We start from the raw sequence: 24,834 nt of genomic DNA on the forward strand, positions 1-24,834 counted from the left end.
ACAGTGGTGTGTCGATGTGGATGCCATGTCGATGTGTCGACCGTGGGCAACAGGAAGAAGGACCGGGCCATGACCGCCCCCAGCACCGTGGCCGGACCCCCGGCCGCCCGGACCGGAGCCGCGCGTCGCCGACTCATACGCGAGCTGCTGCTCGTCGCCGGACTCTTCGCCGTCTACAAGGCCGGGCGGACGATCTCCACCGGCCGGACCGACGAGGCCTTCCGCAACGCCGACCGGATCTGGGACCTCGAACGCGCCCTGCGCCTGCCGGACGAGGGCTCGGTCCAGCGGCTGCTGCTGCACGGGGACGCCCTCGTGCACACCGCGAACACCTACTACGCGGCCGTCCACTTCCCCGCGACCGTCCTCTTCCTGGTCTGGCTCTACCTGCGGCGCCCCGCCCACTACCTGTGGACCCGCCGGGTGCTGACCGTCCTGACCGGCGCGGCCCTGGTCCTGCACCTGACCCTGCCGCTCGCACCCCCGCGCATGCTGGGGGCCGCCGGGATGGTCGACACCGCCCAGGTCTACGGGCCCTCCGTGTACGGGGCCTCACCCGCCGAGGACACCGTGGCCAACCAGTTCGCGGCGATGCCCTCGCTGCACTTCGGCTGGGCCCTGATGCTGGCCCTCGGCCTGATCGCGGCGACCCGTTCCCGGTGGCGGGCCCTCTGGCTGCTGCACCCGCTGGTGACCCTGCTGGTGATCGTGGGCACGGCAAACCACTACTGGCTGGACGCGATCGTGGCGGCCCTGCTGCTCGGCGCGGCCCTGCTGCTGATCCCCCGGCCGACCGGGGGACCCGATTCCGGAGCCGGTGCCGACGCCGGGGCCTGGGCCGGGGCCTGGGCCGGGGCCGGGGCCGGGGCCGGGGCCGACGACGGGTCCGCGCGCGGCTCCGGCTCCCTGCCCCGATCCCGGACCGTGGACTCCCCGGACAGCCCGGGCAGCATGGGCAGCCCGGGCAGCATGGGCACCGAACCGACCCCGGAGGCCGGACGGGCCCCCGCTCCCGCCCCGCCGCCGGACGGCGCGGCGCTCCCGGCGGGGGCCGTGCGGTGAACGCCACCGCCCTCGCCCTCGTCCTGTGCGTGGCCTCCGCCCTGGCCTACGCGGCGGCCGCCGTGGCCCAGGAGCGGCTCGCCCGGGCCGCCAGGGCCCGTACCGCCCGCACCCTGCTGCGCAGCGGTGGCTGGTGGGCCTCGGCCGGTCTGAACGCCGGTGCCGCACTGCTGCACGCCGCCGCCCTGCGCTACGGGCCGCTCACCCTGGTCCAGCCGCTGGGCGCGCTCACCCTGGTCGCCGCCGTTCCGCTCGGGGCGCGCCGGGCCGGGCGCCGGGTCGCCGCCACCGAGTGGCGGGGCACCCTGGCCACCGTCGCCGGGCTGGCCCTTCTGCTGCTCCCCGCCTCCGGCCCGGCTCCCGAGGACACCCTGACCCTCGCCGAGGCGCTGGCCGTCTCCGGGGCCATGACCGTGGCGATCCTGATGCTGACCGCGGTCCGGGACCCGCGCTCCGGGCTGCGGCACGCCACGGCGTCCGGGCTGGCCTCGGCCGCCGCCTCCGCCCTGACCCAGACCGTGGCCGTGGCGGGCGGCCGGGGCGGTTCGCTGCTGAGTCCCCGGGTGGTCGGGGTGGCCCTGCTGGTGGTCTTCTTCGCCGTCGGCGGTCTGCTGCTGTCGCAGCGCGCCTACCGGGGCGGGCTCGGCGCCCCCCTGGCCGTGGTGAACCTGGCCAATCCGCTCGCGGCGGCCGCGATCGGCATGATCCTGCTCGGCGAACGCCTCCAGGGCGGGGTGATGGGCGTGCTGCTGGCCGTCGCCGGGGCCGCGCTGGCCGCCCGCGGGGTGCTGCTCCTGACCCGCACCCCGGCCACCGCCTCCGAGCCGACCGCACCCGACCCCGTGCCCGTGGCCGTGGCCGCGCCGGTGACCGTGGCCGGCCTGGCCGGGGTCCCCTCCCCCGCGGTCGCTGCCGGCGTCGCGCCCGCCGTCGTCGCCGCGGATCTGCTCGGCACGCTGGTTCCCACCGTTCCGGCGGCGCGCGGCCGCTGACCCGTCACGGCGCCCGACCAGCCCGCGGACCCGCTCGCTCAGGGGGTGCGCACGAGGACGTACGGCGGGGCGTGCGGCAGCCGGTCCGGGGCCTCCACGGCCAGCCGGGCCAGCCGCTCCGCCCCGTCCAGGGAGGACCCGGCGGGCGGCACCAGCAGCGCTCCGGGGGCGGCGGTCCGGACCGCGGCCAGGAACGGTCCGGTGAGCAGCTCACCGGCCTCGAACAGCCGGCCGCACCAGGAGACCACGGGCGGCAGGCCCGGCGGCAGCGCCGAGACCACGGTGTCCGCGAGATGTCCGGCGGCCCGCTCCCACAGGGCGCGGGCGACCGGGTCGCCGCCGTGCGCGGCCTCGGCCACATCGGGGGCGAAGACGGCGGTGCGGCCGGCGATGTCGCCGTACGGGTAGAGCCGCGCGGGGAGCCCGGCGGGCGGTCCGTAGCGGCGTACGGCCCGTTCCAGGAGAGCGGGCGAGCCGCCCGGTCGGCCGTCGTGGGCGCGGAGTGCCGCCCGCAGGCCCTCGGCGCCGATCCAGTGGCCGCTGCCCTCGTCGCCCAGCAGATGGCCCCAGCCGTCGCGGCGCGCCCAGTGAGCGCGGTAGTCGGTGCCGAGGGCCACCGCGCCGGTTCCGGCGGCGATGACGGCTCCGGGCCGGAGGCCGAGGGCGCCGGCGTGCGAGGTGACCGTGTCGGAGGCGAGGACGGCGCGCCGCGTGCCGAACAGCCCGGCGAACCGCGTCAGCAGCGCGGCGGGGTCGGGGACCAGTGACAGCAGCCCGCTGAGTCCGACCGCCAGCGCGTCCACCGGCATGGCCGGGTCCGGGGCGCGCAGCGCGTGCAGGGCGCGGCCGGTGCCGTCGAGGAGGGCCCGTACGTCGATGCCCTCGGGGCCGACGGTCCGGCCGGGGGCCCTGCCTTCCCGGTGGGTGCCGTCGGGGCCGGTGAGCCGGAGCCGGGTGCCGGTGCCGCCGACATCGACGGCGGCGGTCCATCCGGCGGGGGCCGATCCGGCGGTGCGCTGTGCGGGGGCGGGCTGTCCGGCGGGCGCCCGGTGGTCCATCAGGTGCTCCAGATGCGTTCCGCGGCGGCGGCGTTGTGGGCGTTCTCCCGGGTGGTGGCCACGATGTGGGCGCACAGTTCGTCCAGGGTGCCGGGGTCCTCGGCCAGATGGTGTTCGACCACCGCCCAGCCGGGCGTGCCCTCGGGGTTGGGGAGGGCGACGAGGTGGTGGTCGGTGCGGCCGGTGATCAGGACGGCCAGCAGGGCCAGGTACTCGCGCTGCAGGACGGGGCCGAAGCCCTCGCCGTCGGGGCCGGACAGGACCGCGGGGTGCCCGTCGGCGAGGAGGACGCAGGTGGCGTCGGCGGCACGGATGACGGCTTCGAAGGCCGCCGGCCCGAGCCGGGCCAGGGCGCCCTCCAGGTAGACGTCGAGTAAGTCCGGACCATTGCCCGGTGCGTTCATCCCTGCCCCCTGCCCGCACTGCCTCCGTCGACAGTACGCCAGCTCAGGGGCGTCTGTCCGGCGGACGCCCGGCCTGCGCCACGGTGCGCCACCGGGCGGCCGGGGCGCGCGACGGAGTGCGCCGGAGCGCGTGCGCGCCCGCCCGTGCGCCGGTTCGGCCCGGTTCGACACCCGCCGTCGAGGGGGTGAGGATGAAAGGGAAGGACGTGGCCGGCCCCGCCCCCCCTCGCCGCCGTCCCCGTCTCCCGTCCGGGAGGAAGCATCATGAAACGACGCACGTCTCTTCTCCTGCTCGCGCCCGTGCTGGCCGGCGGTCTGGCCCTCGGGTCCGCCGCCCCCGCCCTGGCCTCGGCCCCCGCGGCGGTCCCCGCCGCCACCTGTTCCTCCTCGGGGGTGCTGCCCGACGGGACCGTGAACGTCTCCGGCGGGGGCTTCGAGACCGGGACCGCCTATCTGGAGTCCTCCTCCGGGGTCGGCACCAGCGTCACCATGGGTCCGGGCGGCACGTTCACGATCACCAAGCAGCAGCCGGGCGAGTACTCGCTGCGTCAGGGCACCACGGTGACCAAGTGCAGCGGCGGCAGCGCGACGACCACCACCGGGACCACTCTCAAGGCCGGCATCGTGGCCGGCTGGGACGCGGTCAAGGGGAACTGTTCGGCCAAGGCTCCGGCCTCGGCCAACCAGCAGTTCAGCAACGGCTGGAACAAGGGCGCCGCGGTGGCCCGCGAGGCCTTCTGCTGACCCTTCCCCACCTTCCGCTGACGCGCCGAGCCTTCCGCCGACCGCCGTCGGCGCGTACCGCCTGACGCACACCCCCCAGGAGCTACAGTCCGATTCGGCCTGTTTCCTCCCGATAAAGGGGTGTGCGTGCGTCGGGTTACCGTAGCGATCACTCTGCTGGCGACCGTTCTCTCCGGCACCTACGCGGGCTCGCGGGCCGTGTCGGCGGCGTCCGGTTCCGGCGCCGACGGTGGAGGCGGGGGCGGCCGGGGGACGAACATCCTCGTGGTCGGCGTCGACAGCCGGACCGGTATCTCCGCCGCCGAAAAGCGCCGGCTGCACGTGGGCGGCGAGGGCTGCGACTGCACCGACGTGATGCTGCTGGTGCACCTGTCCGAGGACGAGCGCCGGGCCAGCGTGGTCTCCATCCCCCGCGACTCCTACGTGACGTACGCGGACGGAGCCGTCCCCGCCCGCACCGGCAAGATCAACGCGGCGTACAAGCTGGGCGGCGGCAAGCTGGCGGTGGCCACCGTGGAGAAGGTCACCGGCCTGCACATCGACCACTACCTGGAGACCGGCTTCCTCGGCTTCGAGAAGACGATCGACAACCTGGGCGGTGCCACCGTGTGCACCGACCGGCCGCTCAAGGACGAGAACTCCGGGCTGGACATCGCGGCCGGCCGCCACCACACCGACGGGGACACCACCCTGCGCTACGCCCGTGCCCGGCACGTCGACGTGCGGCCCGGCGACCTCGGCCGGGTGCGCCGCCAGCAGCGGCTGGTGACCGACCTGGTGGACCGGCTGTCCGAGGGCGGGGCGCTGGCCGGGCCGGTGAGCACGGCCCGGACCGTGCGGACCGTGCTGAAGTCGGTGCGCACCGACGAGGGGACCGGCCTGGACGACCTGGTCCGGATCGGCTGGGCGCTGGGCCGACTGCCCACGGACCGGACCGAGTTCGCGACCGTCCCGATCCGGCTCTTCGACCACCGGGTGCCGGGGGTGGGGTCCACCCTGGTCTGGGACGAGGCCCGCTCCGCGGCCCTGTGGAGCGCGCTGGGCGCGGACCGGCCGATCACGGGCGACACCCGGATCCAGCCCGTCGCGGCGGTGGTCCAGCCCGGCACGGTCAGCGTACGGGTGGACGACGCGGCGGTGGCGGCGGCCCTGCGGGGCAGCGGGTTCAAGGTGACCGAGACCGCGGCACCGGCGGTCCGGCCGGCCGGTCCGCCGGTCATCCGGCACGCCCCGGGGCGGGAGGAGGCGGCGGCGAGCCTGGCGGCCGCGCTGCCCGGCGCCCGGCTGCGGCCGGTCCCCGGGCACGGCGCGCAGCTGGACGTGGTGATGGGCACCCGGCCGGTGAAGGTCGGGAAGGTCGCCTACGACCGGAACCTGGCGGACGGCGCCCCCGTCTCCGGGGAGCGGCTGCGGTGTGCGGAGGGCCCGGAGCAGCGGCTCCGGCCGGTCACCACGACGCCCGAGGACGACTGACCCGAGGACGACTGACCCTGGGGACCACCGACCCTGGGAGGACTGCCACCAGGACGGCCGACCGCGCCCCGGCGTGCCGCGGTCCCGCCCCCCGCTCGCTTTCCGCGGGGGGCGGGACCGGGACCGGCATGGTCGGACGGTCAGGCGGGGCGGCCGCCGAACGGCCCGCCGGGGCCGTAGTAGGTGCCGAGTTCGTCGCGGTAGCCGGGGTCGCCGAGGTGCTTGTCCCGGTGGAACTCCGGGGCGTGCTTGATCTGGTCCTTCGTCAGGTCGACGTAGACCTTCTCCTCCAGCGCCTCGATCCGGAGCACCGTGCTGGCCGGCAGCAGGACCTCCTTGCCGAAGATCCACACGCCGGTGTCGACGACCAGGTACGCGTCACCGACCTCGTCGGAGTGCTTGTCGACCTTGCCGATGCTGCCGTCGGTGGCCTCCACCTTGAACCCGGTGAGGTCACCCGCCAGGCGGCCCGCCGTCGACCGGTAGCTCCACACATTCTCAGTCACGCGAAAACAACTCCTCAGATATCGATCGGTTGTTTCTTCCTGTGGCGGGACGTGTGTTACCTCCCGCCACGAGACGCCTGCCCGGCATTCCCCGGCCCACACGCACCCGCCCCCGATGACTTCCGGAACCGGGGGCGGGGGGGCGGGTTCAGCCGGTGGTCGGGCGGATGCGGTGTTCGCGCCAGAAGGCGGTGAGGTCGGTGGAGGTGGCGGCCTGGGCCGCCCGCTGGAACGCGGCGGTGGTGGACACCCCGTACCAGTGGTCCCGCGCGTACTCCTTGAGCATGGCGGCCATCGCCGGGCCGCCCAGCACCTTCTGCAGGTCGAACAGGGCGCAGGCGCCGTAGGTGTAGACGAAGCGGGTCCAGCCGGGGCCGTAGGCCGCCCAGTAGGCAGTCGAGTTGGTGATCGCCTGGGTGTCGTTCTCCCAGTTGACGGCGTCGGCGCACCAGTCGCCGTCGTCGCCGGAGATGAGGAGGTCGGAGTAGGTGGCGAAGGACTCGTCGAGCCAGGGCTCGGCGTACTGGTCGTTCCCGACGATCCCGTACCACCACTGGTGGGCCAGCTCGTGGACCATTCCGCTGCCGTACTCGCCGACCAGGACCAGTACCAGGCCCGGGAACTCCATGCTGCCGATCGGGCCGAACCGGTCGCTGATGATGGTGTCGACCTCGCCGTAGGGGTAGCGGCCGAACCGTTTCCCCAGTTCGTCGACGGCGCGGATACCGTCGGCGCGCGCGGCCGCCAGCTGGTCGGCCGGGGTGCCTTCCGTCCAGTAGGAGCGGATCTTCACCCCGCCCGGGGAGGTGGCCACGGCGCTGTGGAAGGGGCCCGCCGCCCAGGCGAACTCCCTTACCTGGCGGGCGGTGCTGGTGGTGATCGTGCGGCCGGGGGCGCCGGGCCGGGTGGTGGTGGTGCCGGTGGCCGGGACCTTCAGGGCGGCCGGGTGGTCGAGGGTGACCTGGAAGTCGGAGGCCAGCGCGTAGTAGCTCTCGCCCACCGGGAACTGACGGTCCAGGTGCCAGCCGCGCGCGTCGCGGACGGCCAGGACCGGGAGGGCGTTGCCCAGGTAGCGGTGGGCGCCCTCGCGTCCGAAGCGGTGCAGCCGTTCGGGGACGGTGATGGACACGTCGAAGCCGACGGTGGCACGGTCGCCGGGCCGGAGCGGGGCGGGCAGGCGGATCTTCGCGGCGGTGCAGTCGACCGTCAGGGCGCCCCGGGTGCCGCCGGTCACCGCGCCGATGCGGACCGGGGAGGGGGCGGTGGGCGAACCGCAGCCGTCGGTGGCGTTGCCCCAGAGGCGGACGTACACCTCGCGCAGCGGGGTGCCGGACCCGTTGTGGAAGGTGACGGTCTCCCGGCCGGTCCACCGGGCGGCGGTGGCGTCCGCGCGCAGGGTGACGCGGTATCCGGGACGGGAGGGGGCCGCGCCGCCCGGGGTCCCGTCGTCCGGGACGGCCGTTGCGGTGGTGGGGTCCGGCCCGGTGGTTGCGGTGGTGGTGGTGGTGTCCGGCCCGGTGCCGCGGTCGGTGTCCGCGGCGGCCGGGGCGGAGAGCCCGGTCAGCCCGAGCAGCGCCGCGAGCGCCATGGTCGTGAGTTTCCGCCTGGTCCGTTTCACGATCGACCCCCGTTGTCGTGGTGTTCGGTTCACGCGCCGCCGACGCTACGGGACCGGCCGGGGCCTGCCCAGACCCGTGCGGCGGCGGCCGTTGCGGCCCTGCGCGATCGGGTACGGCGCGGTCCGGCTCACAGGCTGCGGGCGGAGATGTCCCCGTAGGAGGTGGTGGCGTGGATGCTCAGGGGGGCGCCGGCCCCGTCGGCGTTGGTGAGCGCGTTCTCGATCCGGCCGTAGGAGGTGGCGGCGTTCAGGGTGCCGGAGACGCCTCGGGCGGCGCCGACGGAGATCCCGCCGTGCTCGGTGCGCAGGGTGACCGTGCCGCCCTTGGCCTCGGCGATCCGGATGTCGCCCTTCTGGGTGCCGATCTCCGCCGGGCCGCCCAGCCGGCCCACCGTGATGTCGCCGGCCTGGAGGGTGAGGTGGGCGCTTGCGGTCTCGTCGAGCTTGACGGTGCCCTGGGCGCCGTCGAAGACCACGTCGCCGAGGCGTCCGACACCCCGGAGGTCGGTGGCGGCCGCCTTGGCCTCGACCCGGGATCCGGCCGGGAGCTGCACGGTGACCTCGACGGACCCGGTGGATCCGAGGATCTGGCTCTTGGGCTTCGGCGCCGTGATCCGCAGGACCCCGGAGTCGAAGGCCACCTCGGTCTGCTCCGCCGCCTTCACGTCGCGGCTCTTGGAGGTGTTCACGGGCAGGATCTCGACCGCGACGTCCGTGCGGTCGGCGGCGATGAACTGGATGCGTCCGGCCGGGATGTCGAGGACGGCGGTGACCGGGGCGGAGGTGTCGAACTTCTGCATGGCGCTGTCCTTTGACTCGTCGTTTCTGTTGACACAAAAGCTACGTTGCATTTCCCGTTTCCACAATCAGATCATTGCGCGATGAGCCCATTGCAGCAGTTCAACGAGCTGCATTCGTTGCATTGGTTCTGAATCTAATGCAACAAACCGAAGGGCATTCGTTGCAATGGGCTGTGCGCGAATGCCATGCGGAAGCTGACGGACGCTCTGTTTCCGGAGCCTGCGCTCCGGTTGCGGCGGCCCGGCCGAGGCGTTGTCGGTGGCTCTGGCTAGTCTCCCGACATACCGCAGCTCACCAAGGGTGTTGGCGCCCTGGTTCCGGCTGCGCGGATTCGCTCGGGACAGGTGGAGGGCAGCGACAGATGGCTTGGCTGGCAGCGGGTGAGGGGTACGAGATCACCCTCGGGGAAGACGGTCGGGTGGCCGCACGGCGCAGTGGGGGCCGGGAGCTGAAGACGGTGCCCAAGGCACTGCGCGACCATCCCGAGGTGGACCGGCTGCGCCGGCTCGGCGAGTGGCTGGACCGCCACGAGGCCGTCTGCGCGGCCCAAGTGGACACCTGGATGGTGTCCTCCCTGCCGGTGCCGACCGGGCTGATCGCCCGGGTGTGGCGGGACGAGGCCTGGCGGTCCGCCCTGCGGGACCTCGCCGTGGTCGGCGACGACCCGGACGAGGTGGGCTTCCTGCGGGACGTCGGCGAGGACGGCGGGCTGAAGGTGGTCGACCTGGACGGGGAGACCGTCCGGCTGTCCCCCCGCACGGTCACCCTCCCCCACCCGGTGCTGCTGCCCGACCTGGAGGACGTCCGGGAGTTCGCCGCCGAACTCGGCATCACCCAGAAGGTGGAGCAGATCCACCGGGCCACCTGGGCCAAGCCCGCCGAGGGCCCGGCCGCCACCGTCACCGAGGTACGGGACTACGCCGGCGGGAAGTACGCCTCCCGGTTCGGCCTGGCCGCCCGGGCCGCCTCGCTGGGCTACCGGGTCTCCGGCGGCTACGCCACCTGCAAGGTGCTGGACGGGGCCCGGTCCACCGAGGCCGCGGTGTGGATCGGCGAGCCGTACTGGGACGGGGAGTCCGAGACCGGCGGTCTGAGCTGGCAGGACGAGGAGGGCCGCACGGTGCGGCCGGCCGACGTGGGGCCGGTCGCCTGGTCCGAGGGGATGCGCATGGCCGCGGCGCTCTACGCCGGCCGACAGATCGAGGAGGGCCGGAACCGATGAGCAGCGCCACCGTCACCACCAGCACCACCGGAAACAGCGCCGGCACCAGCGGGAGCACCGCCGGAACCGCCGACGGGACCGGGCTCGGGCCCGAGGCCCTGCTCTCGGCCGGGGCCGTGCTCCCGCCCGGGACCGAGGGGGCCGGCCCCGCCGCCGTCGAACTGACCGCCCGCACCTACCGGCACCCCGCCCTCGGCGGGGACCGCCTCGTGGTCCGGCTGGCCGCCGCCGAACTCGGCGCCGCCGAGGACCTCGCCGCCGGATTCCTCGGCCTGGAGCCCGCCGAGGCCCCGGCCGTGGTCGGTCTCGGCCGCCGGCAGGCCCTCGGGTTCCCCGAATGGGTCCTGGTCCACCACCCCGGGGACGGGCACCACGCGCTGGCCGTGGTCCCCGAACTGGACCGGCTGGCCCGGCAGGCCAAGCCGAAGCCCAAGGCCGCGCTGGACGCCGCCCACGAGCTGGCCGGGCGGCTGGCCGCCGCCGTCCCGCACTTCCTGCCGGTGTTCTACGAGCAGGTCGCCCGGCTGTTCCTGGCCGTGGAGAACACCACGTACGCGGGCCAGCTGTTCGCCCGCGCCCGGACCAGCGAGGCCCAGCACGGGCTGCCGGTCGACGAGGACCGACTGGACGCCGTCCTGCTGGAGTTCGCGCTCGCCGGCGCCCTCCCGGTGAAGGTGCTCACCGGCTACGCCAAGGAGCTGTCGGCCCGGCTGGAGCCCGCCGTGGCCTTCGAGCGGTTCCGCCGGCTCTGCGTGCGCCGGACCGCGGGCGGTCTCGCCCCCTCCGCGCAGGCCGCCACCGAGCTGCGCCGGCTGGCCCGGGCCGCCGGACTGACCGGCTCCGAACCGGAGCAGGACTATCTGGCCGAACTGCTGCCGCTGCCCGCCACCCTGCGGGCCGCGGCCGGCTGGTGGAAGTCCCACCGGACGGCACTGGTCGCCCTGGCCCGCCGGAACCCGGCCGTCCGCGGCACCCTGCTGGCCATGACCCCGCCCGGCGACGGCGGGGAGCTCACCGAGCTGTGGCTGGAGGTCCTGGAGGAGTCCGGTGCCACCGCCGGACTGATAGACCCGGACCTCCCCGAGGAGCAGCGCTCCCCGGACGGCACGGCCGGCTGGCTGGAGCGCTTCCACACCGCCCGGTACCGCGGCTGGGGCAGCCGTCCCACCCCGCCGGGCCTGACCGACCTGGTCCGGCGGGCCGCCGGCCGGCTGCGGGTCGAGCTCCCGGCACGGCCCGAAGGCGAACGCGCCCTCCGGGTGGGCGTGGAGGACGTCAACCTCCTCGATCTGCTGCTGGCCCTGGACGTCCCGGTCGCCGACCCGCCCGTGCCCGACCGTCCCGGCCGCCGGCAGGAGGCCCTGCGGCTGTCCGACTGGGCCCGCGGCAAGGACCCCCGCGATCTGGTCGCCCTGGCCGCCGACCCGCGGTTCCGGCCGGCGTTCCAGGCCGGCGCGTACTCCTACGGGGACGCCTCCAGCGGAACCGATGTGATGCGGATGCTGGCCGCCTCCCCGGGCGGACGCCCGATGCTGGCGGAATGGATGGAGAAGGTGGCCCGCGAATCGGCGGCCAGCGGACTGCCCGCCCTGCCGGACGCCATCGAGCGGCTGGCCTGGCTGCCCGCCGAGGCGCTGGCCCTCGCCCCGGAGGAGGTGGCCGCCGCTGCCGCCGCCGACGTCGGCGCGATCCTCGCCCGCACCCTGCGCGGCGGCCTGTTCGAGGAACTCTCCTGGTCCGCCTGGGAGGAGGCGATCGCCGCCCTCACCCCCCGGCCCGACCAGCACGGCGCGCTGACCGTCGCCGAGGCCTGGCCCCACCTGATCGTGGCCAACACCGTCCAGGCCCGGGTCATCGGCCCCGAGGGCACCCTCCTCGTCCACGACCTGCGGGTACCGCGCGGCTCCGGCTACCGGTACGGCTACCACTTCGTCGACGGCGCGCTCCTCGTCTTCTGGACCTCCTGGGGCCAGGGCGACGTCCAGGCCTACTGGCACACCTCGCCGAACTCCGTGTTCACCCTCCAGGGCGAGGCCGACCACTGGTCGCTGCGCTCCGAGCACCTCAGCCTGGAACTGCCCGGCGGCGGCCGCACCACCGGCGGCGGGATCCTCTTCCCCGGCGACTCCCGGCTGCCCGGGGAACACGAGCTGCTGTCCGACGGCACCTCGTACTGGGTGTGGCAGCGCGGCGAACACCCCGAGCCCGGCGGCTGGGCCGAGTACGACCCGGTCGGCGGGGCCGTGGGCCGCCGCTCCCGCCCGGCCTTCCTCACCGACGGGGTGGCCGCCGCCAACGACCGCACCGGGGCCACCCTGTCCGAACGCTCCGGACGGCTGCGGCCCGCGCCGCTGGTCGAGGACTCGGCCCTCGGGCCGGCCGTCGGCGGCCTGCTGGGCTGGCGGGCGGTCCGGCTGCCCGGGAACGGCTGGCAGGCCGAGGACACCGGCGGCCGCACCGTCGTCCTCCCCGAGGGCTCCGACGCCCCGCACGCCGCCCTCGCCTTCCCCGGCGACGAACGGCCCCGCGCCCTCACCCGCAAGTGGCGGGAGAACCGGATCACCGACCCGGACGGCGTGGTCACCGCGACCGCAGACAGCGACGGCTCCGGACTCACCCCGACGGCCGGCGGCCCGCTGCCGCCGCAGGACTTCTGGTACGCGCTGCGGCCCCGCGACCCGCAAGGCTCCACCGCCCTGCGCACCGCGGACCCGGTGGTCTGCGGGGAACTCCTGGCGGCGGCCGGCCGGGCCGGGCAGCTCTCCGAACTCCCCGGCCTGGTCTCCGCCGCGTTCCCCGGGATCTCGGCGCCCGAACTGCTGGCCGGCGTGGTCAAGCAACTGCGGTTCGCGCTGCGGCAGCGGAAGTCCCTGGACTCCGTCGCCGCCCGGCTCGACCCCTCCTCCGCCCCCGCCGCGGAACGGCGGCGGGGCCCGGCGGACCGGCTGCTCGCCGAGGCGCTCAGCGGCCTCCTGGACGGCAACTACGGGCGGTACGGCAGCGAAGAGGACGTCACCCACCGCTTCCTGACCACCCTGCGGACCGCGACGGCGGACACCGCCGCCACCCCGGTACCCGGCCGCCTCCACTTCGACCTGCCCTCCCTCCCCTACACCCGGCTGCCGTTCACCGAACTCCTCGACGAACCCGCCGTGCTCGCCTACCGGGCCGTCGCCCCCGGCACCGACGAGGAGCACCGCTCCGCCCTGCTCTCCGTACTCGCGGAGGCCGAGGCCCTCGGACTGACCTCGGCCGCCTCCGCCGCCCCGTACTGGCGCCGGGCGCGGGTCCACCTCGCCTCCGCGCACCTGCGCACCCCGGACGGCGCCGACCACCCGCGCTGGCACCGCGGGGTGCTGCCGCTCGGCGCCGGCGCGGTCCTCGGCATCACCGAGGACTCCGAAGACGTCGCGGACGGAAGGGAGTTCGGGGCCCTGCTGCACGACCCGCAGGGACGGTTCGAGGTCCCCGGCCCCTACACCCTGCGGGGCACCTCGGGGATCGGCGGCGCCCCGGACCGGCCCGCCGACTGGGCGGCCGGTTTCCTCGCGGCCGCCCGCGAACACGGCACCGTGCCGTACCTCCCCGAGTCCGCCGCGGAGTTCTCCCGGCTGACCGGCGTCCCCGGTTCGGTGGCCGCGCTGCTGGTGTGCGGGCTGCCCGGGCTGGACGGCTGGGAGAACAACTTCCTCCCCGCCGAGCTCCGCAAGACCCTCGGCCTGAAGGTGGCCGAGGCCTCCCGGGCCCGCGACGAACTGCGCACCGTGAACGCCGGGGTGCGCCGCGCCCTGGTGGCAGCGCTGCTGCCCGCCGACCCGGCGCGGCTGTGGACCACCGGCCCCGACGTCACCGCCGCCGCCGAGCTCTGGAACGCCCGCGTGGGCCGCCGCACCCCGGTCCCCGACTGGCTCGCGGCGGAGGCGGTGCGCGCCGTCCCGAGCGGGTGGCCGGTGCACCGGGCACTGCCCGCACTGCTGGATCCGGCCGGCAGCGGGACGCTGACCACGGACGTGGAATGGCGGATCCACGAGGACCGGGCCGCGACCGCCGAACCGGCCGAAGCCCCCTTCACCTCCTCGGTGCTGACCGGGGCGGTGGCCGCGGCCGGCTGGCTGGCGCACCGGCTGCCGGTCGGGGACCCGCACCGGGCCGCCCTGCCGGCCGCTCTGGCCGCGCTCCGGGACCGGCTGTCCGCACCGGGCCTGCTGCTGCCCTACCCGCACTACGTGGGCCTGGCCGAGTTCCGGAAGGTGGCCGGCACGCCGACCGAGACCACCCCCGAGTACGAGCGGTACGGGGCGGTGCTGCTGGCCACCCACGACGACCGGCCCCAGCCCGCCGTCCGGCCCGCCCTGCTGGACTCCACCGGCTCGGACCCCTATCTGCCCGCCCTGCGCGGGGAGGACCAGTTGCCGGGCGCTCTGGAGACCGCGCTCCGGCTGGCCCGGGACCCGGCGTTCGCCCGCCTGCTGGCCGGACCGGACACCGCGACGGACGGGACGGCCGCGGCCGGGACCTCCGCTCCGGCTCCGGCTCCGTCGGCGGAGGCGGACGGCACCTGGTGGCCCCAGGACCCCTCCCGTTCGGTCCCCGGGCTGGTGGCCGAGGCCGCCGCGAAGTTCGGGCTGGCCCCCGACGAGGCCGTGCTGTACCTGATGCTGCTCGCCATGCCGGACCCGACCGACCGCAACACCGCGCGCTGGACGGGCTGGAAGCCGGCCCGGCTGAAGGCCGCCCGGGCCGGGCTGGAGGCCGGCCCCCTCGTGGTGCCGGGCGACCGGCGCCGGGCCGGACGGTCCCTGTTCCTGCCCGGCGGCTGGGCCGACCTGGCCGCTCCCGCGCTGCCGGTCGAGGCCTGGAAGCTGCCGATGTTCGCGCCGCTCGCGGCCGGCCGGCCCGTGTTCGGATCCCTGGTGCCGCTGGAGCCGGCCGCCGACCTGTACGCGCGGGCCTGGCAGCGGATCCTCGACGGCGACCTGCCCCGGTTCGAGGAACTCAAGGTGAAGCGCACCCGCCGCCGCCGCTGACCGGCCCGGCCCGCACCCCCGCGCCGTACGGACCGATCCGTACGGCGCGGGGCCCCGGCCGGACCGCCTCACCGCCACGCCCCACCCCCGCCATCGATCACCGAGACATCGCCCGAAGGAACCCGCGTGACCCAGACACAGCCCGACACCGCCGCCCTCGCCGCCGCCGTGCCCGCCCGGCAGACCCTGCCCGCCGAGGAGCGGTACGCCGCCGAACTGGCCTTCCTCGCCGCCCAGGACACCGGTCCCCGACCGCCCGGCTGGGCGCTGACCCCGCGCGCGGTGGTCACCTTCGTCTGCGGCAGCGACGGCCGTGAACTGCCGCTGCCCGAGAAGCGCGAGGGCCTGCCGTCCAAGCTGGCGATCGCCCCCAAGTTCGTCGGCGAACGCGCCCTCGTGGAGCGCTGTGTGATCACCCTGGCCGGGGAGCGCGGGCTGCTGCTCACCGGCGAGCCCGGCACCGCCAAGTCGATGCTGTCGGAACTCCTGTCCGCCGCCGTCTGCGGCACCAGCGCCCTGACCGTGCAGGGCACGGCGGGCACCACCGAGGACGCCTTCCGGTACGGCTGGAACTACGCGCTGCTGCTGGCCCAGGGGCCCACCCCGCAAGCCCTGGTGGACTCCCCCGTGCTCTCCGCGATGCGCTCCGGCCGGGTGGTCCGGGTCGAGGAGATCACCCGCTGCCTCCCCGAGGTGCAGGACGCCCTGGTCTCGCTGCTCTCCGACCGGCGGATCACCGTGCCCGAACTGACGGCCACCGAGGACGCGGTGGTGGCCGCGGCGCCCGGGTTCACCGTGATCGCCACCGCGAACCTCCGCGACCGCGGGGTCTCCGAGATGTCGGCCGCGCTGAAGCGGCGCTTCAACTTCGAAACGGTGGAGCCGATCGCGGACGCGGACGCGGAGGCGACGCTGGTGCGGCGGCAGGCGGTCGCCGCCGTGCAGCGGGCCGGGGCCGCCTTCGGGGTGGACGACGCGGTACTGGACGCCCTGGTCACCGTCTTCCGCGACCTGCGGTCCGGCCGCTCCACCGAGGGCTGGGACGTGGAACGTCCCGGTACGGTCATGTCCACGGCCGAGGCGGTGCAGGTGGCGGCCTCACTGGGGCTGGCGGCCGCCTACCTGCCGTCCGGTGACGTCCTGGACCTGCTGCCCGGCCATCTGCTGGGCGTGGTCCGCAAGGACGACCCGGCGGACCACGCACGGCTGCTGGGCTACTGGGACGGGCCGGTGCGCCGCCGGGCCGAGGACGGTTCCGCGATGTGGCGCCGGCTGTGGGATCTGCGCGGGAGCCTGCGGTGACGGCGCCGACCCGAACCGCGGCGGAGCCGCGAACCCCTGCCGGGCCGCGGATCGCGGCGGAGGAGCCGCGGGCGGCCGTGGAGGCGTTGGCCGCGGCCCGCGAACCGTACCTGCTGGGGGTGCGCCACCACAGTCCGGCGCTCGCCGCGGTGGTGCCGGCCCTGCTGGACGCGGCGGCGGCCGAGGTGGTCTGCGTGGAACTGCCCGCCGACTTCCAGCCCTGGCTGGAGCACCTGGCGGACCCCGAGACCATCGCCCCGGTCGCCCTCGCCGGGGAGGGTGAGGGCGGGCGGCTGGCCTTCTACCCGTTCGCCGACTTCTCGCCGGAACTGGCGGCCGTGCGCTGGGCGCGGGAGCGCGGGGCGGAGGTGCTGTGCTGCGATCTGCCGCTGGCCGACCCCGGCTGGTCGCACCCCGACCTCCCCGGCGATACGCCGGAGGCGGACGGGCCCCGTGCGTACGCGCGGGCGCTCGGCCGGGCCGGCACCGGCCGGGAGGGGGACGACCTCTGGGACCGGATGGTGGAGGTCCTCGCCCCCGGCTGCACCCCGGAGGCGGTCCGCCGCGCGGCCCTCGGCGTGGGCTGGGCGCTGCGTTCCGACGCGGCGGTCCCGGCCACCGATCTGGCCCGCGAGGCCAGAATGCGCGAGGTGATCGCCACAGCGTCCGCCTCGGGCCGCCGCGTAGCAGCCGTCATCGGCGCCTTCCACGCCCCGGCCCTACTGCCCGCACCCTCCGAGCCGGACGGCTGGGCCGGGCCGGACGGCTCGGGTGTTCGTACGCCCGGGCCCGGGGCGGGGCGGGCCGTTACCTCCTTCGTGGGGTACTCCTTCGATCTGCTCGACTCCCGGTCCGGGTATCCGGCCGGGATCCGGGATCCGCTGTGGCAGCAGGCCGTGTTCGAGGCCGGTGGGGATCCGGGGCGGCTGCGGGAGGCCGCCGGGACGGCGGTGACCGGGGTGTGCCGGGAGTTGCGCCGGGCCGGGCACACGGCCGGGACCGGGGAGGCCGCCGAGACCCTGCGGCTGGCCTGTGATCTGGCCGCGCTCCGCGGCCTGCCCGCCCCCGGCCGGGGCGAGCTGCTGGAGGCCGTCACCACCGTCCTCGGTCAGGGCGAACTCCTCGGCAGAGGTCGCGCGTTGGCCCAGGCCCTGTCGGCGGTCTGCGTCGGGACGGCGCGCGGCCGGATCACCCCGCGGGCTCCGCGTTCGGGGCTGGGGCCTTCGGTGGAGGAGGAGTTGGCCGGGCTGCGGTTGCCGTGCCCGGCGGAGCCCGAGCCCCGGGAGCTGCGCCTCGATCCGCTGCGGTCCCCGCTGGACGGCCGGCGCGAGGTGCTGCTCCAGCGGCTCCGGGTGATCGGTGCGGGCTACGGCGAGCAGTCGGCGGTGGCGGCGACCGGCGACGGCACCGCGCTGGGCAGCAAGTGGCGGCTGTCCTGGTCGCCGTCCGTTCCGGCCCGGCTGGATCTGGCCGGGGTACGCGGGGTCACCGCCGAGCAGGCCGCCGCCGGCACCCTGCGGGAGACCGCCCGCCGGGAGGCCGCGGAGGGTGGGCCCACCCCGGCGGGGATCCTGGCCGGGCTGACCGACGCGGCGCGCTGTGATCTGCCGGAGCTGGTGCGGGTGCGTCTGCGGGAGGCCTCCGAGGTACTGCCCGACAGTGCCACTCTGCCGGAACTGCTGGAAGCCCTCGACCTGTTGGAGTCGCTGCGGCGCGGTCACCTGCCCGGGGCCGGTGAGGAGGAGCGGGCCGAGGCCGGGCATCTGAGCGGGGATCTGCTGGACGCGGCGGTGCGTTCGCTGCCCGGGCTGGCCGGCAGCGAACGCCCCGCCGACGCGGCCGCGTTGGTGGCGCTGGCCGACCGGGCGGCCGCCCGTCGGCTGGGGATGCGGCTGGAGGGCGCCCTGGCGGGGCTCGCCTCCGGTGCGAGCCCGATGATGCAGGGCGCGGCGGTGGCGGTCCGGGTGCTGCTGGATCTGGATCCGGCCGCCGCGCTGGGCAGCCGGGTGGCGGGCTGGATCGACGCGGCGGGCTCTCCGGAGGCCCGGCGGGCGCTGTCGCGCCGGCTCGCGGGGACGCTCACGGCGGCGGGGCCGCTGCTGCAGTCCTCCCCGGCGGCCCTGGATCCGCTGCTGGACCGGGTGGAAGGGCTGGCCGACCGGGAGTTCCTGGCCCGGCTGCCGGCCCTGCGCGGGGGTTTCGACGCGCTGGCACCGGCCGCGCGGGAGCGGCTGCTGGCCACGGTGGCCGAGCGTCTCGGGGACCGGGTCGACGTGTCGCTGGACGCCGCGCCGGAGCTGCTGGCCCGGTGGGCGGCGGCCGACGCGGCGGGTCTGGCCGCGGTCGGCCTGCTGGCCCGGGCCCTGGCGGTGCCGGTCCCGCCCGTCTCGCCGGTCCCGCCCGTCTCGCCCGTCCCGGCGGACGCCCGGGTCGCGCCGGGACCGGCCGAGGGCGCGGCGGATGCCGTGACCGGCCCGGTTCCCGCCCGGACACCGGCATCGCCGGAAACGGAAACGGGAACGGGAGTGGGAGCGAGGACGGGGGCCGAGCCGGAATCGGAGCCGAAGTCGGCGGCCGAGCCGGCGGCGGAGGCGAGGGCCGGGGCGGTGCCGGAGACCGCGGCGGACGACGCGGTGGTGCGGCTCGTTCCGGCCGACCGCTGGCGGCTGCTCCTCGGCCGCCACCGGGACCGGCTCTCCGCCGGTGCCCGCCCCTACGCCCGGGCCCTGGACGAGCTCTACGGCGCCGGGCGCGGCGAAGGGTCCGCGGACCAGGACGGCGGCGCCGGTGGCGGGTCGGAATCCTCGTTCCCCACCGCGCGGGAGTGGTCCGAGGACCTGGAGGCGCTGTTCGGCGCCGAGGTCCGGGAGGAGGTGCTGGCGGAGGCCGCGGACGCCGGCCGTACGGATGTGCTGGCCCAGCTCGACCCGGCCACCGTGCGCCCCTCGGTGGAGCTGCTGGGTTCGGTGCTCGCGCTGGCCGGCGGGTTGCCGGAGGCCCGGATCGCCCGGTTGCGGCCGCTGGTGAGGCGCCTGGTCGAGGAGCTGGCCCGGGAGCTCGCCACCCGGCTGCGCCCGGCGCTGTCCGGGCTGGCCACTCCGCGGCCCACCCGCCGGCCCGGCGGCCGGCTGGATCTGTCCCGTACGCTGCGCGCCAATCTGGCGCACACCCGCCGTACCGGCGACGGCCGGGTGGTGGTGGTGCCGGAGCGGCCGGTGTTCAGCACCCGGGTGAGCCGGGAGGCGGACTGGCGGCTGGTCCTGGTCGTCGACGTCTCCGGTTCGATGGAGGCCTCGGTGATCTGGTCGGCGCTGACGGCCGCCGTGCTGGGCGGGGTGCCGACCCTCTCCACGCACTTCCTGGCGTTCTCCACCCAGGTGGTGGACCTGACCGACCGGGTCAGTGATCCGCTGTCCCTGCTGCTGGAGGTCCGGGTCGGCGGCGGTACGCACATCGCGGCGGGCCTGGCCCAGGCCCGGTCGCTGGTCACCGTGCCGAGCCGCACCCTGGTCGTGGTGGTGAGCGACTTCGAGGAGGGGGCCCCGCTGGGCGGGCTGCTCGGCGAGGTCCGGGCGCTGGCCTCCTCCGGGGTGCACCTGCTGGGCTGTGCCGCGCTCGACGATTCCGGCAACCCCCGGTACTCGGTCCCGGTGGCCCGGCAGCTGGTCGCGGCCGGTATGCCGGTGGCCGCCCTCAGTCCCCTCGCCCTCGCCCGCTGGGTGGGCGACCGTCTCCGTGGAGAGTCCCGTTGACCGTGCCCCGCGATCCGCTCACCGAGCCTTCGCCTTCACCATCACCATCCTCGCCGCCGCCGTCCCTGCCGCCCGTCGCCCCCGAGGTGCTGGCCGAGGCGGTGGAGCAGTTGACCGCCCGGTTGCGGAAGAAGCTGGATGCCGCCGTGGCGGACTGCCCGGCCGGGACCCCGTTGCCGGACGGCGGGATCGCCTTCGCCTTCGGGGCGGACACGGTGGTGGTGCTGCGGCCGGGCCCGTCGGGGACGGTCGGCACGGCCGCGCAGGCCGAGTGCAGTTGTCTGCTGGCGCCTCGCTGTCTGCACCGGGCGGCCGTGCTGGGCGCGGCCCCGCTCGCGGATCCGGCCTCCGCCGGCGCGGATCCGGCGGCCGGTCCGACGGGCGAGGCGTCGGAGGCCGGGTCCGGGCCCGGCGCCGTGCCGGACTCCCCCGACGCCCTCGGCACCCCTGACACACCCGGCACCCCTGGCACACCCGGCACCCCTGACTCCGCGGCCTCCCCGGATCCCGTCCCGGCCGGGCCCACGCCCGCGCAGGTGCGGGCCGCGGCCGGGCTCTGGGAGGCGGCGGCCGGGGCACTGGCCGCCGGGGTGACGGCCGGCGGGGCGGTCGTCCAGGCCGAGTTGCTGCGCGCCGCCCACACCGCGCGGCTCGCCGGGCTGCACCGGTCCGAGGCGAACGCCCTCCGGGTGGTCCGGGGACTGCGGGCGGCCCGGGAGCGCAGCCCCGAGCAGCGGCTGACCGATCTGGCGGCCGCGTTCCGGGAGTTGCTGACCGGGGCCGCCCTGGTCGCGGCGGGCTCGGCCGGACCGGACGCCGGCGGTGCCCGGCGCGCGTACGGGGACGGCGGCAGTCTGCGGGTGCACGGGCTGTGCCGGGAGCCGGTGCTGACCGCCTCCGGGTACGGGGGCGTGGTCACCCATCTGCTGGGCGCGGACGGCTCCCCGTACTCGGTGTCCGATGTGCGGCCGGGCGGCCTGGCTCGGGCGCGGGGTGCCGGTACGGCCTCGGTGGCCCTGGGCGGGGCCGTCCTGGACCATGCCGGGCTGGCCCGGGGCGGGTTGCGGATCGTCGGTGCCACGGTGTCGGCGGACGGGCGGCTCGGGGCGGGCCGCTCGGTCCGGGCGACCCCGCTGCCGGGCGTGGACTGGGCGTCGGAGCCGGCGGCGGCGCTGTTCGCCCGGCCGGTGGGCGAGGTCATGGCCGGGCTGCTGTCCCGGCCGGAAGGCCCGGACCAGGAGGGGCCCGCCGCCCTGCTGGGCTGCACGGCGGAGGTGATCGGTCCGGCCGGGGAGGACCTGCTGGTACGGGTGGCCGGTGGCGGGCCGGTACTGCGGCTGCGCCCGGCGCATCCGCACCCCGAGCTGCCGCACGCCGGGAACCTGCGCCGGATCGGCGCGCACCCGGGGCTGGAACTGCGGGTGCTGGGCCGGCCGGACCTGGACCGGGCCGCCGCCCTGCGACCGCTGGCCGTGGGCCCGGTGCCGGGTTCCGGGTACACGCTGCGGCTGCCCGAGGAGTGGCTGGGCCGTGCCGATCTGGGCTACGACCGGCTCCAGGGCGAGCACTTCCCGCCCGCCGACGGCGCCCCCGCCCCGGCGGGTCCGGTCGCGCCGGCCGCGGCGGCTCCGCCGGACCCGCTGGCGGAGTCCCCGCTGTGGCGGGTGCGGCGGCTGCTGGAGACCGGGGTCGCGGGCGGGCGGCGGGCCGTCGCCGAGGCGGCGCGCGGCGAGGCCGCGGCGGCCCTGTCCGCCCCGCTGCGCCGGGCGGGTCTCGGCGGGGCCGCGGATCTGGCCGCCGTGCTGGCGGCGGAGGCCGACCGCCGCCCGAGGGACGCGTTCGGCCGCCTCGCCGACCCGTCCCCGGACGCCTACGCGCGCGCCTGGCTGTCCTCCTCGGTCCATCTGGCGGCGGCCGAGCGCTCCCTGGTGTCCTCGTCCTGGGCGGCCGACACCTGAGGCCCCCCGGCGGCCCGGGGCAAGGGTGGCCCCTGGGCCGCGCGGCGCCGCGTCCGGCGGCGGGGCGGGCGGGCGCGCGGTGGCGCGGGGACGCGGTGGGTGGGGGGGACGGGGGTTGACGGGGGTTGGGCCGTATGGGTGAGGGGCGATAACCGTGGGCTTCCCCGCGAGTTGATGGAGGGTGTCCCGCAGGGGACAGTTCCACCCGACCAGAAGGATCCACACGATGCTCAAGAAGTTCATGGCCACCGCAGCGGTCACCGCCTCCGTCCTCGCCACGGGTGCCGTCGTGGCCTCCCCGGCCATGGCGATCGGCAACGACGACGGCGTCAACACCGTCAACGGCAACAACTCCGCGCAGATCTACGGCAACGCCGCGACCGAGGGCGCGATGAGCCCCCAGTTCAACGCGATCCAGGGCTCGCTGAACAAGCTCTGCGTCGGTCTGCCGGCCAAGGTCAACGCGCAGTCGCTGGTGGCGATCCTCGCCAACGTCGGCGTCCAGGACGTCAACGTCCTGGCCAACCCGCAGAACCAGCAGTGCGCCGAGAACTCCACCCAGGCCAAGGGTGACGAGCCGCTCTCCCACCTCGCGGAGAACATCCCGGTCCTGTCGGGCAACCTCTCCGCCCTCAGCTGACCCACCCCGGACGGCCGGGCCCCCGGACCGCGGCCGCGCCGCGGTCCGGGGCCGAAACCCGGATGCGGGTGCCCCGCCGCCGCCCGTAGGCTGCGCCGACGGTGGTGGCAGGGTGCCGCTTCCGGCGCCGACCGAATCGGAGACGCACCCCGGTATGACCAGTCGACTTTCCGCGATCTGCTTCCACGCCACCCGCCCCGCGGAACTGGCCCGGTTCTGGTCCGGGCTCCTGGACCGGGAGTCCGTCGAGGGGCCGGACGGCGCCCTCACAGTCCTGCCGTCGGAGGCCACCGGCTTCCCCCTTCGCGTACTGCCCGGCGGGGGGCCGAGGAACGGCCGCAACCGGACGCACTTCGATCTGACCAGCGCCTCCCCGGAGGACCAGTCGCGGATCGTGGCCCGGGCGCTGGAGCTCGGCGGGGAGCACCTGGACGTCGGTCAACTCCCCGAAGAGGGGCATGTGGTGCTCTCCGACGCGGACGGCAACGAGTTCTGTGTGATCGAGGCGGGCAACAGGTTCCTCGCCGACACCGGCGCCATCGGGGCGCTGGCCGGTGACGGCACCCGGCAGGTGGGCCTCTTCTGGAGCGCGGCGCTGGGGTGGCCGCTGGTCTGGGACGAGGGCGAGGAGACCGCGATCCAGTCCCCGGACGGTGGCACCAAGTTCACCTGGGGCGGTCCTCCGGTGGCGCCGAAGACGGGTGTGAACAGGCTGTTCTTCGAACTCTCCGTCCCCGGTGGCGCCGACCCGGAGACGAGGCCGGCGGCTGGTCCGGGGGCCGCTCTGGAGGCCGAGGTGGAGCGGCTGGTGGCGCTCGGCGCGACCCGCATCGCACCCGGCGAGACGTCTCCGGGATCTCCGGGATCTCCGGTGCTGATGCTGGACCCCGACGGCAACGAGTTCACCGTACGCGGCGAGTCCGGCGCTCCGGCGTCCCGGTAGCGGCGGCGGCCGGTCGCGGGAGCAGCAGCGGGGTGGCCAGCAGCAGGGCCCCGGCCAGGCCGATGGCGGGCCGCGGCCCGAGCAGCCCGCCCAGCAGGCCCCAGACCGCGGTCAGCAGCGCGGTGGCGGCCTTGGTGGTCACCGCCCAGGCGGTCAGGGTACGGGCCACCCGGTCGGTCCCGGTGCGTTCCAGGCGCTGGGTGGCGCAGACCGGGTTGAAGATCCCGCAGCAGAGGATGAGCCCGAGTTCCACGGTCACCACCAGCACCAGCCCGGCGGTGCCGGGCCCCAGGAAGGCCAGGCCGACGGGCCATACGGCGCGCAGGGTTCCGGAGGCGAGCAGGATCCGGCGCGGTCCGTAGCGGGTGACCAGCGGCCGGGCGAGCAGGGAGCCGAGCAGCCCGCCGACCGAGGGCAGGGCGAAGGCGAGGCCGTACTGCCAGGGGGCGAATCCGAGCGGGCCGAGCATCAGGAAGGCGAGCAGCGGCCCGGTGGCCATCACCAGGCCGTTGAACAGGGCGGTGTTCAGGAACAGCGGGCGCAGGACCGGGTCGGCGAGGATGTGCCGCCAGCCGTCCAGCAGGTCCGCGGCCCGGGCACCCGGGCGGCGCCCGGGATCCGGATCGGCATCCGGATCCGGTACGGGTTCTCGTACCGGTTCCGGTTCCGGTCCTCCGCCCATGGCCCGCAGGCCCAGGGCCGACAGGAGATGGCTGAGTGCGTCGGCCGTGACGGTGGCCACCGGGCCGAGCAGGGCGACCGCCGCGCCGCCCAGGGGCGGGCCGATGATCGTGGCGGTCCAGGAGGTGGCCTCGAAGCGGGCGTTGGCGACGAGCAGTTCCCCGGGCGGCAGCAGGGTCTTCAGATAGGCGCCGGAGGCGGCGCGGAAGGAGATGTCGGCGGCGGCCGTCACCACCGACACCAGCAGCAGCTGGAGGAAGGTGAGGGCGCCGAGCGCGTGGGCGGCCGGGACGGTCAGCAGGGCCGCGCAGCGCACCAGGTCCATGGTGATCAGTACCGGCCGTTTGCGGCGGACCTCCATCCACGGCCCGAACGGCACCGCCACCAGCGCACCCACCGCCGCGCCCGCGGCGGAGAGCGCGGCCACCCGGGCCGGTCCGGCCCCCAGGACCTCGACGGCGATCAGCGGGAACGCGCCGAAGGCGAGCCAGGTGCCGAGGGCGCTGGTTCCGTAGGCCCCCCAGAGCCAGCCGAAGCGCCGGTCCGGCCGGTGCCCGCTCTTCATCCCGTCACCTCTCGTCTCCACCACCGATCCGCGTACCGGTACGCACCGGTCCGCCCAGGCACGCATCAAAGCGAGCCGGGGTACCG

Annotated in this window: 17 protein-coding genes; 11 read left to right on the top strand and 6 right to left on the bottom strand. The window is 76.2% G+C overall.

Going from position 1 to position 24,834, the window contains the following annotated elements; all coding sequences use genetic code 11:
* Window positions 1-69 precede the first annotated feature (69 nt).
* Entirely contained in the window at window positions 70-1,062 is a 993-nt protein-coding gene (locus ACZ50K_RS19600; protein ID WP_468904453.1) for a phosphatase PAP2 family protein, read from the top strand.
* Window positions 1,059-2,054, top strand: a complete 996-nt coding sequence (locus ACZ50K_RS19605) for a hypothetical protein (RefSeq protein ID WP_468904456.1) — start codon at window positions 1,059-1,061, stop codon at window positions 2,052-2,054. The genes ACZ50K_RS19600 and ACZ50K_RS19605 overlap by 4 nt, the downstream gene beginning before the upstream one ends.
* A 38-nt stretch (window positions 2,055-2,092) precedes the next feature.
* Here ACZ50K_RS19605 and ACZ50K_RS19610 read toward each other — a convergent pair whose 3' ends face one another.
* On the bottom strand, window positions 2,093-3,112 hold the full coding sequence (locus ACZ50K_RS19610) for an N-acetylglucosamine kinase (protein ID WP_468904459.1): 1,020 nt from the start codon (window positions 3,110-3,112) through the stop codon (window positions 2,093-2,095).
* Window positions 3,112-3,516 (bottom strand): hypothetical protein, encoded by a 405-nt coding sequence (locus ACZ50K_RS19615; protein WP_468904461.1) that lies wholly within the window; start codon window positions 3,514-3,516, stop codon window positions 3,112-3,114. The genes ACZ50K_RS19610 and ACZ50K_RS19615 overlap by 1 nt, the downstream gene beginning before the upstream one ends.
* 264 nt (window positions 3,517-3,780) lie before the next feature.
* Here ACZ50K_RS19615 and ACZ50K_RS19620 point away from each other — a divergent pair, with 264 nt between their 5' ends.
* Window positions 3,781-4,260 carry a hypothetical protein gene (locus ACZ50K_RS19620; protein WP_468904463.1) on the top strand — a complete coding sequence of 160 codons (480 nt, stop codon included), beginning with the start codon at window positions 3,781-3,783 and terminating at the stop codon, window positions 4,258-4,260.
* Between the two features lie 126 nt (window positions 4,261-4,386).
* The gene (locus ACZ50K_RS19625; protein ID WP_468904466.1) at window positions 4,387-5,733 is read left to right on the top strand and encodes an LCP family protein; all 1,347 of its coding nucleotides are present in this window, start codon (window positions 4,387-4,389) and stop codon (window positions 5,731-5,733) included.
* Between the two features lie 140 nt (window positions 5,734-5,873).
* On the opposite strand, the gene ACZ50K_RS19630 is transcribed toward ACZ50K_RS19625, so the two are convergent.
* From ACZ50K_RS19630 to ACZ50K_RS19640, 3 genes are all read right to left on the bottom strand, one after another.
* Entirely contained in the window at window positions 5,874-6,239 is a 366-nt protein-coding gene (locus tag ACZ50K_RS19630; RefSeq protein ID WP_468904467.1) for a PRC-barrel domain-containing protein, read from the bottom strand.
* Between the two features lie 148 nt (window positions 6,240-6,387).
* Window positions 6,388-7,827 (bottom strand): M1 family metallopeptidase, encoded by a 1,440-nt coding sequence (locus tag ACZ50K_RS19635; RefSeq protein ID WP_468904469.1) that lies wholly within the window; start codon window positions 7,825-7,827, stop codon window positions 6,388-6,390.
* Between the two features lie 158 nt (window positions 7,828-7,985).
* Window positions 7,986-8,657: a DUF4097 family beta strand repeat-containing protein gene (locus ACZ50K_RS19640; protein ID WP_468904471.1), complete on the bottom strand. Its 672-nt coding sequence runs from the start codon at window positions 8,655-8,657 to the stop codon at window positions 7,986-7,988.
* 362 nt (window positions 8,658-9,019) lie between these two features.
* Here ACZ50K_RS19640 and ACZ50K_RS19645 point away from each other — a divergent pair, with 362 nt between their 5' ends.
* From ACZ50K_RS19645 to ACZ50K_RS19675, 7 genes are all read left to right on the top strand, one after another.
* Complete coding sequence (locus tag ACZ50K_RS19645) at window positions 9,020-9,880, top strand: DUF4132 domain-containing protein (protein WP_468904473.1); 861 nt, start codon at window positions 9,020-9,022, stop codon at window positions 9,878-9,880.
* Entirely contained in the window at window positions 9,877-14,907 is a 5,031-nt protein-coding gene (locus tag ACZ50K_RS19650) for a DNA-binding protein (protein WP_468904475.1), read from the top strand. Before ACZ50K_RS19645 ends, ACZ50K_RS19650 begins: the two co-directional genes overlap by 4 nt.
* Window positions 14,908-15,033: 126 nt before the next feature.
* Window positions 15,034-16,209, top strand: coding sequence for an ATP-binding protein (locus ACZ50K_RS19655; RefSeq protein WP_468904478.1), 1,176 nt, complete (start codon window positions 15,034-15,036; stop codon window positions 16,207-16,209).
* Window positions 16,210-16,286: 77 nt separating this feature from the next.
* The gene (locus ACZ50K_RS19660; RefSeq protein ID WP_468904480.1) at window positions 16,287-19,961 is read left to right on the top strand and encodes a DUF5682 family protein; all 3,675 of its coding nucleotides are present in this window, start codon (window positions 16,287-16,289) and stop codon (window positions 19,959-19,961) included.
* A 2-nt stretch (window positions 19,962-19,963) separates the two neighbouring features.
* Window positions 19,964-21,919: a hypothetical protein gene (locus ACZ50K_RS19665; RefSeq protein ID WP_468904726.1), complete on the top strand. Its 1,956-nt coding sequence runs from the start codon at window positions 19,964-19,966 to the stop codon at window positions 21,917-21,919.
* A 226-nt stretch (window positions 21,920-22,145) separates the two neighbouring features.
* Window positions 22,146-22,559, top strand: coding sequence for a rodlin (locus tag ACZ50K_RS19670; protein ID WP_468904483.1), 414 nt, complete (start codon window positions 22,146-22,148; stop codon window positions 22,557-22,559).
* 154 nt (window positions 22,560-22,713) lie between these two features.
* On the top strand, window positions 22,714-23,502 hold the full coding sequence (locus tag ACZ50K_RS19675; RefSeq protein WP_468904485.1) for a VOC family protein: 789 nt from the start codon (window positions 22,714-22,716) through the stop codon (window positions 23,500-23,502).
* Here the strand turns inward: ACZ50K_RS19675 and ACZ50K_RS19680 are convergent.
* On the bottom strand, window positions 23,462-24,748 hold the full coding sequence (locus tag ACZ50K_RS19680; RefSeq protein ID WP_468904488.1) for an MFS transporter: 1,287 nt from the start codon (window positions 24,746-24,748) through the stop codon (window positions 23,462-23,464). The two genes, ACZ50K_RS19675 and ACZ50K_RS19680, sit on opposite strands and share 41 nt — an antisense overlap.
* Window positions 24,749-24,834 lie beyond the last annotated feature (86 nt).

It is taken from the genome of Streptomyces sp. NPDC033845, from assembly GCF_055576225.1.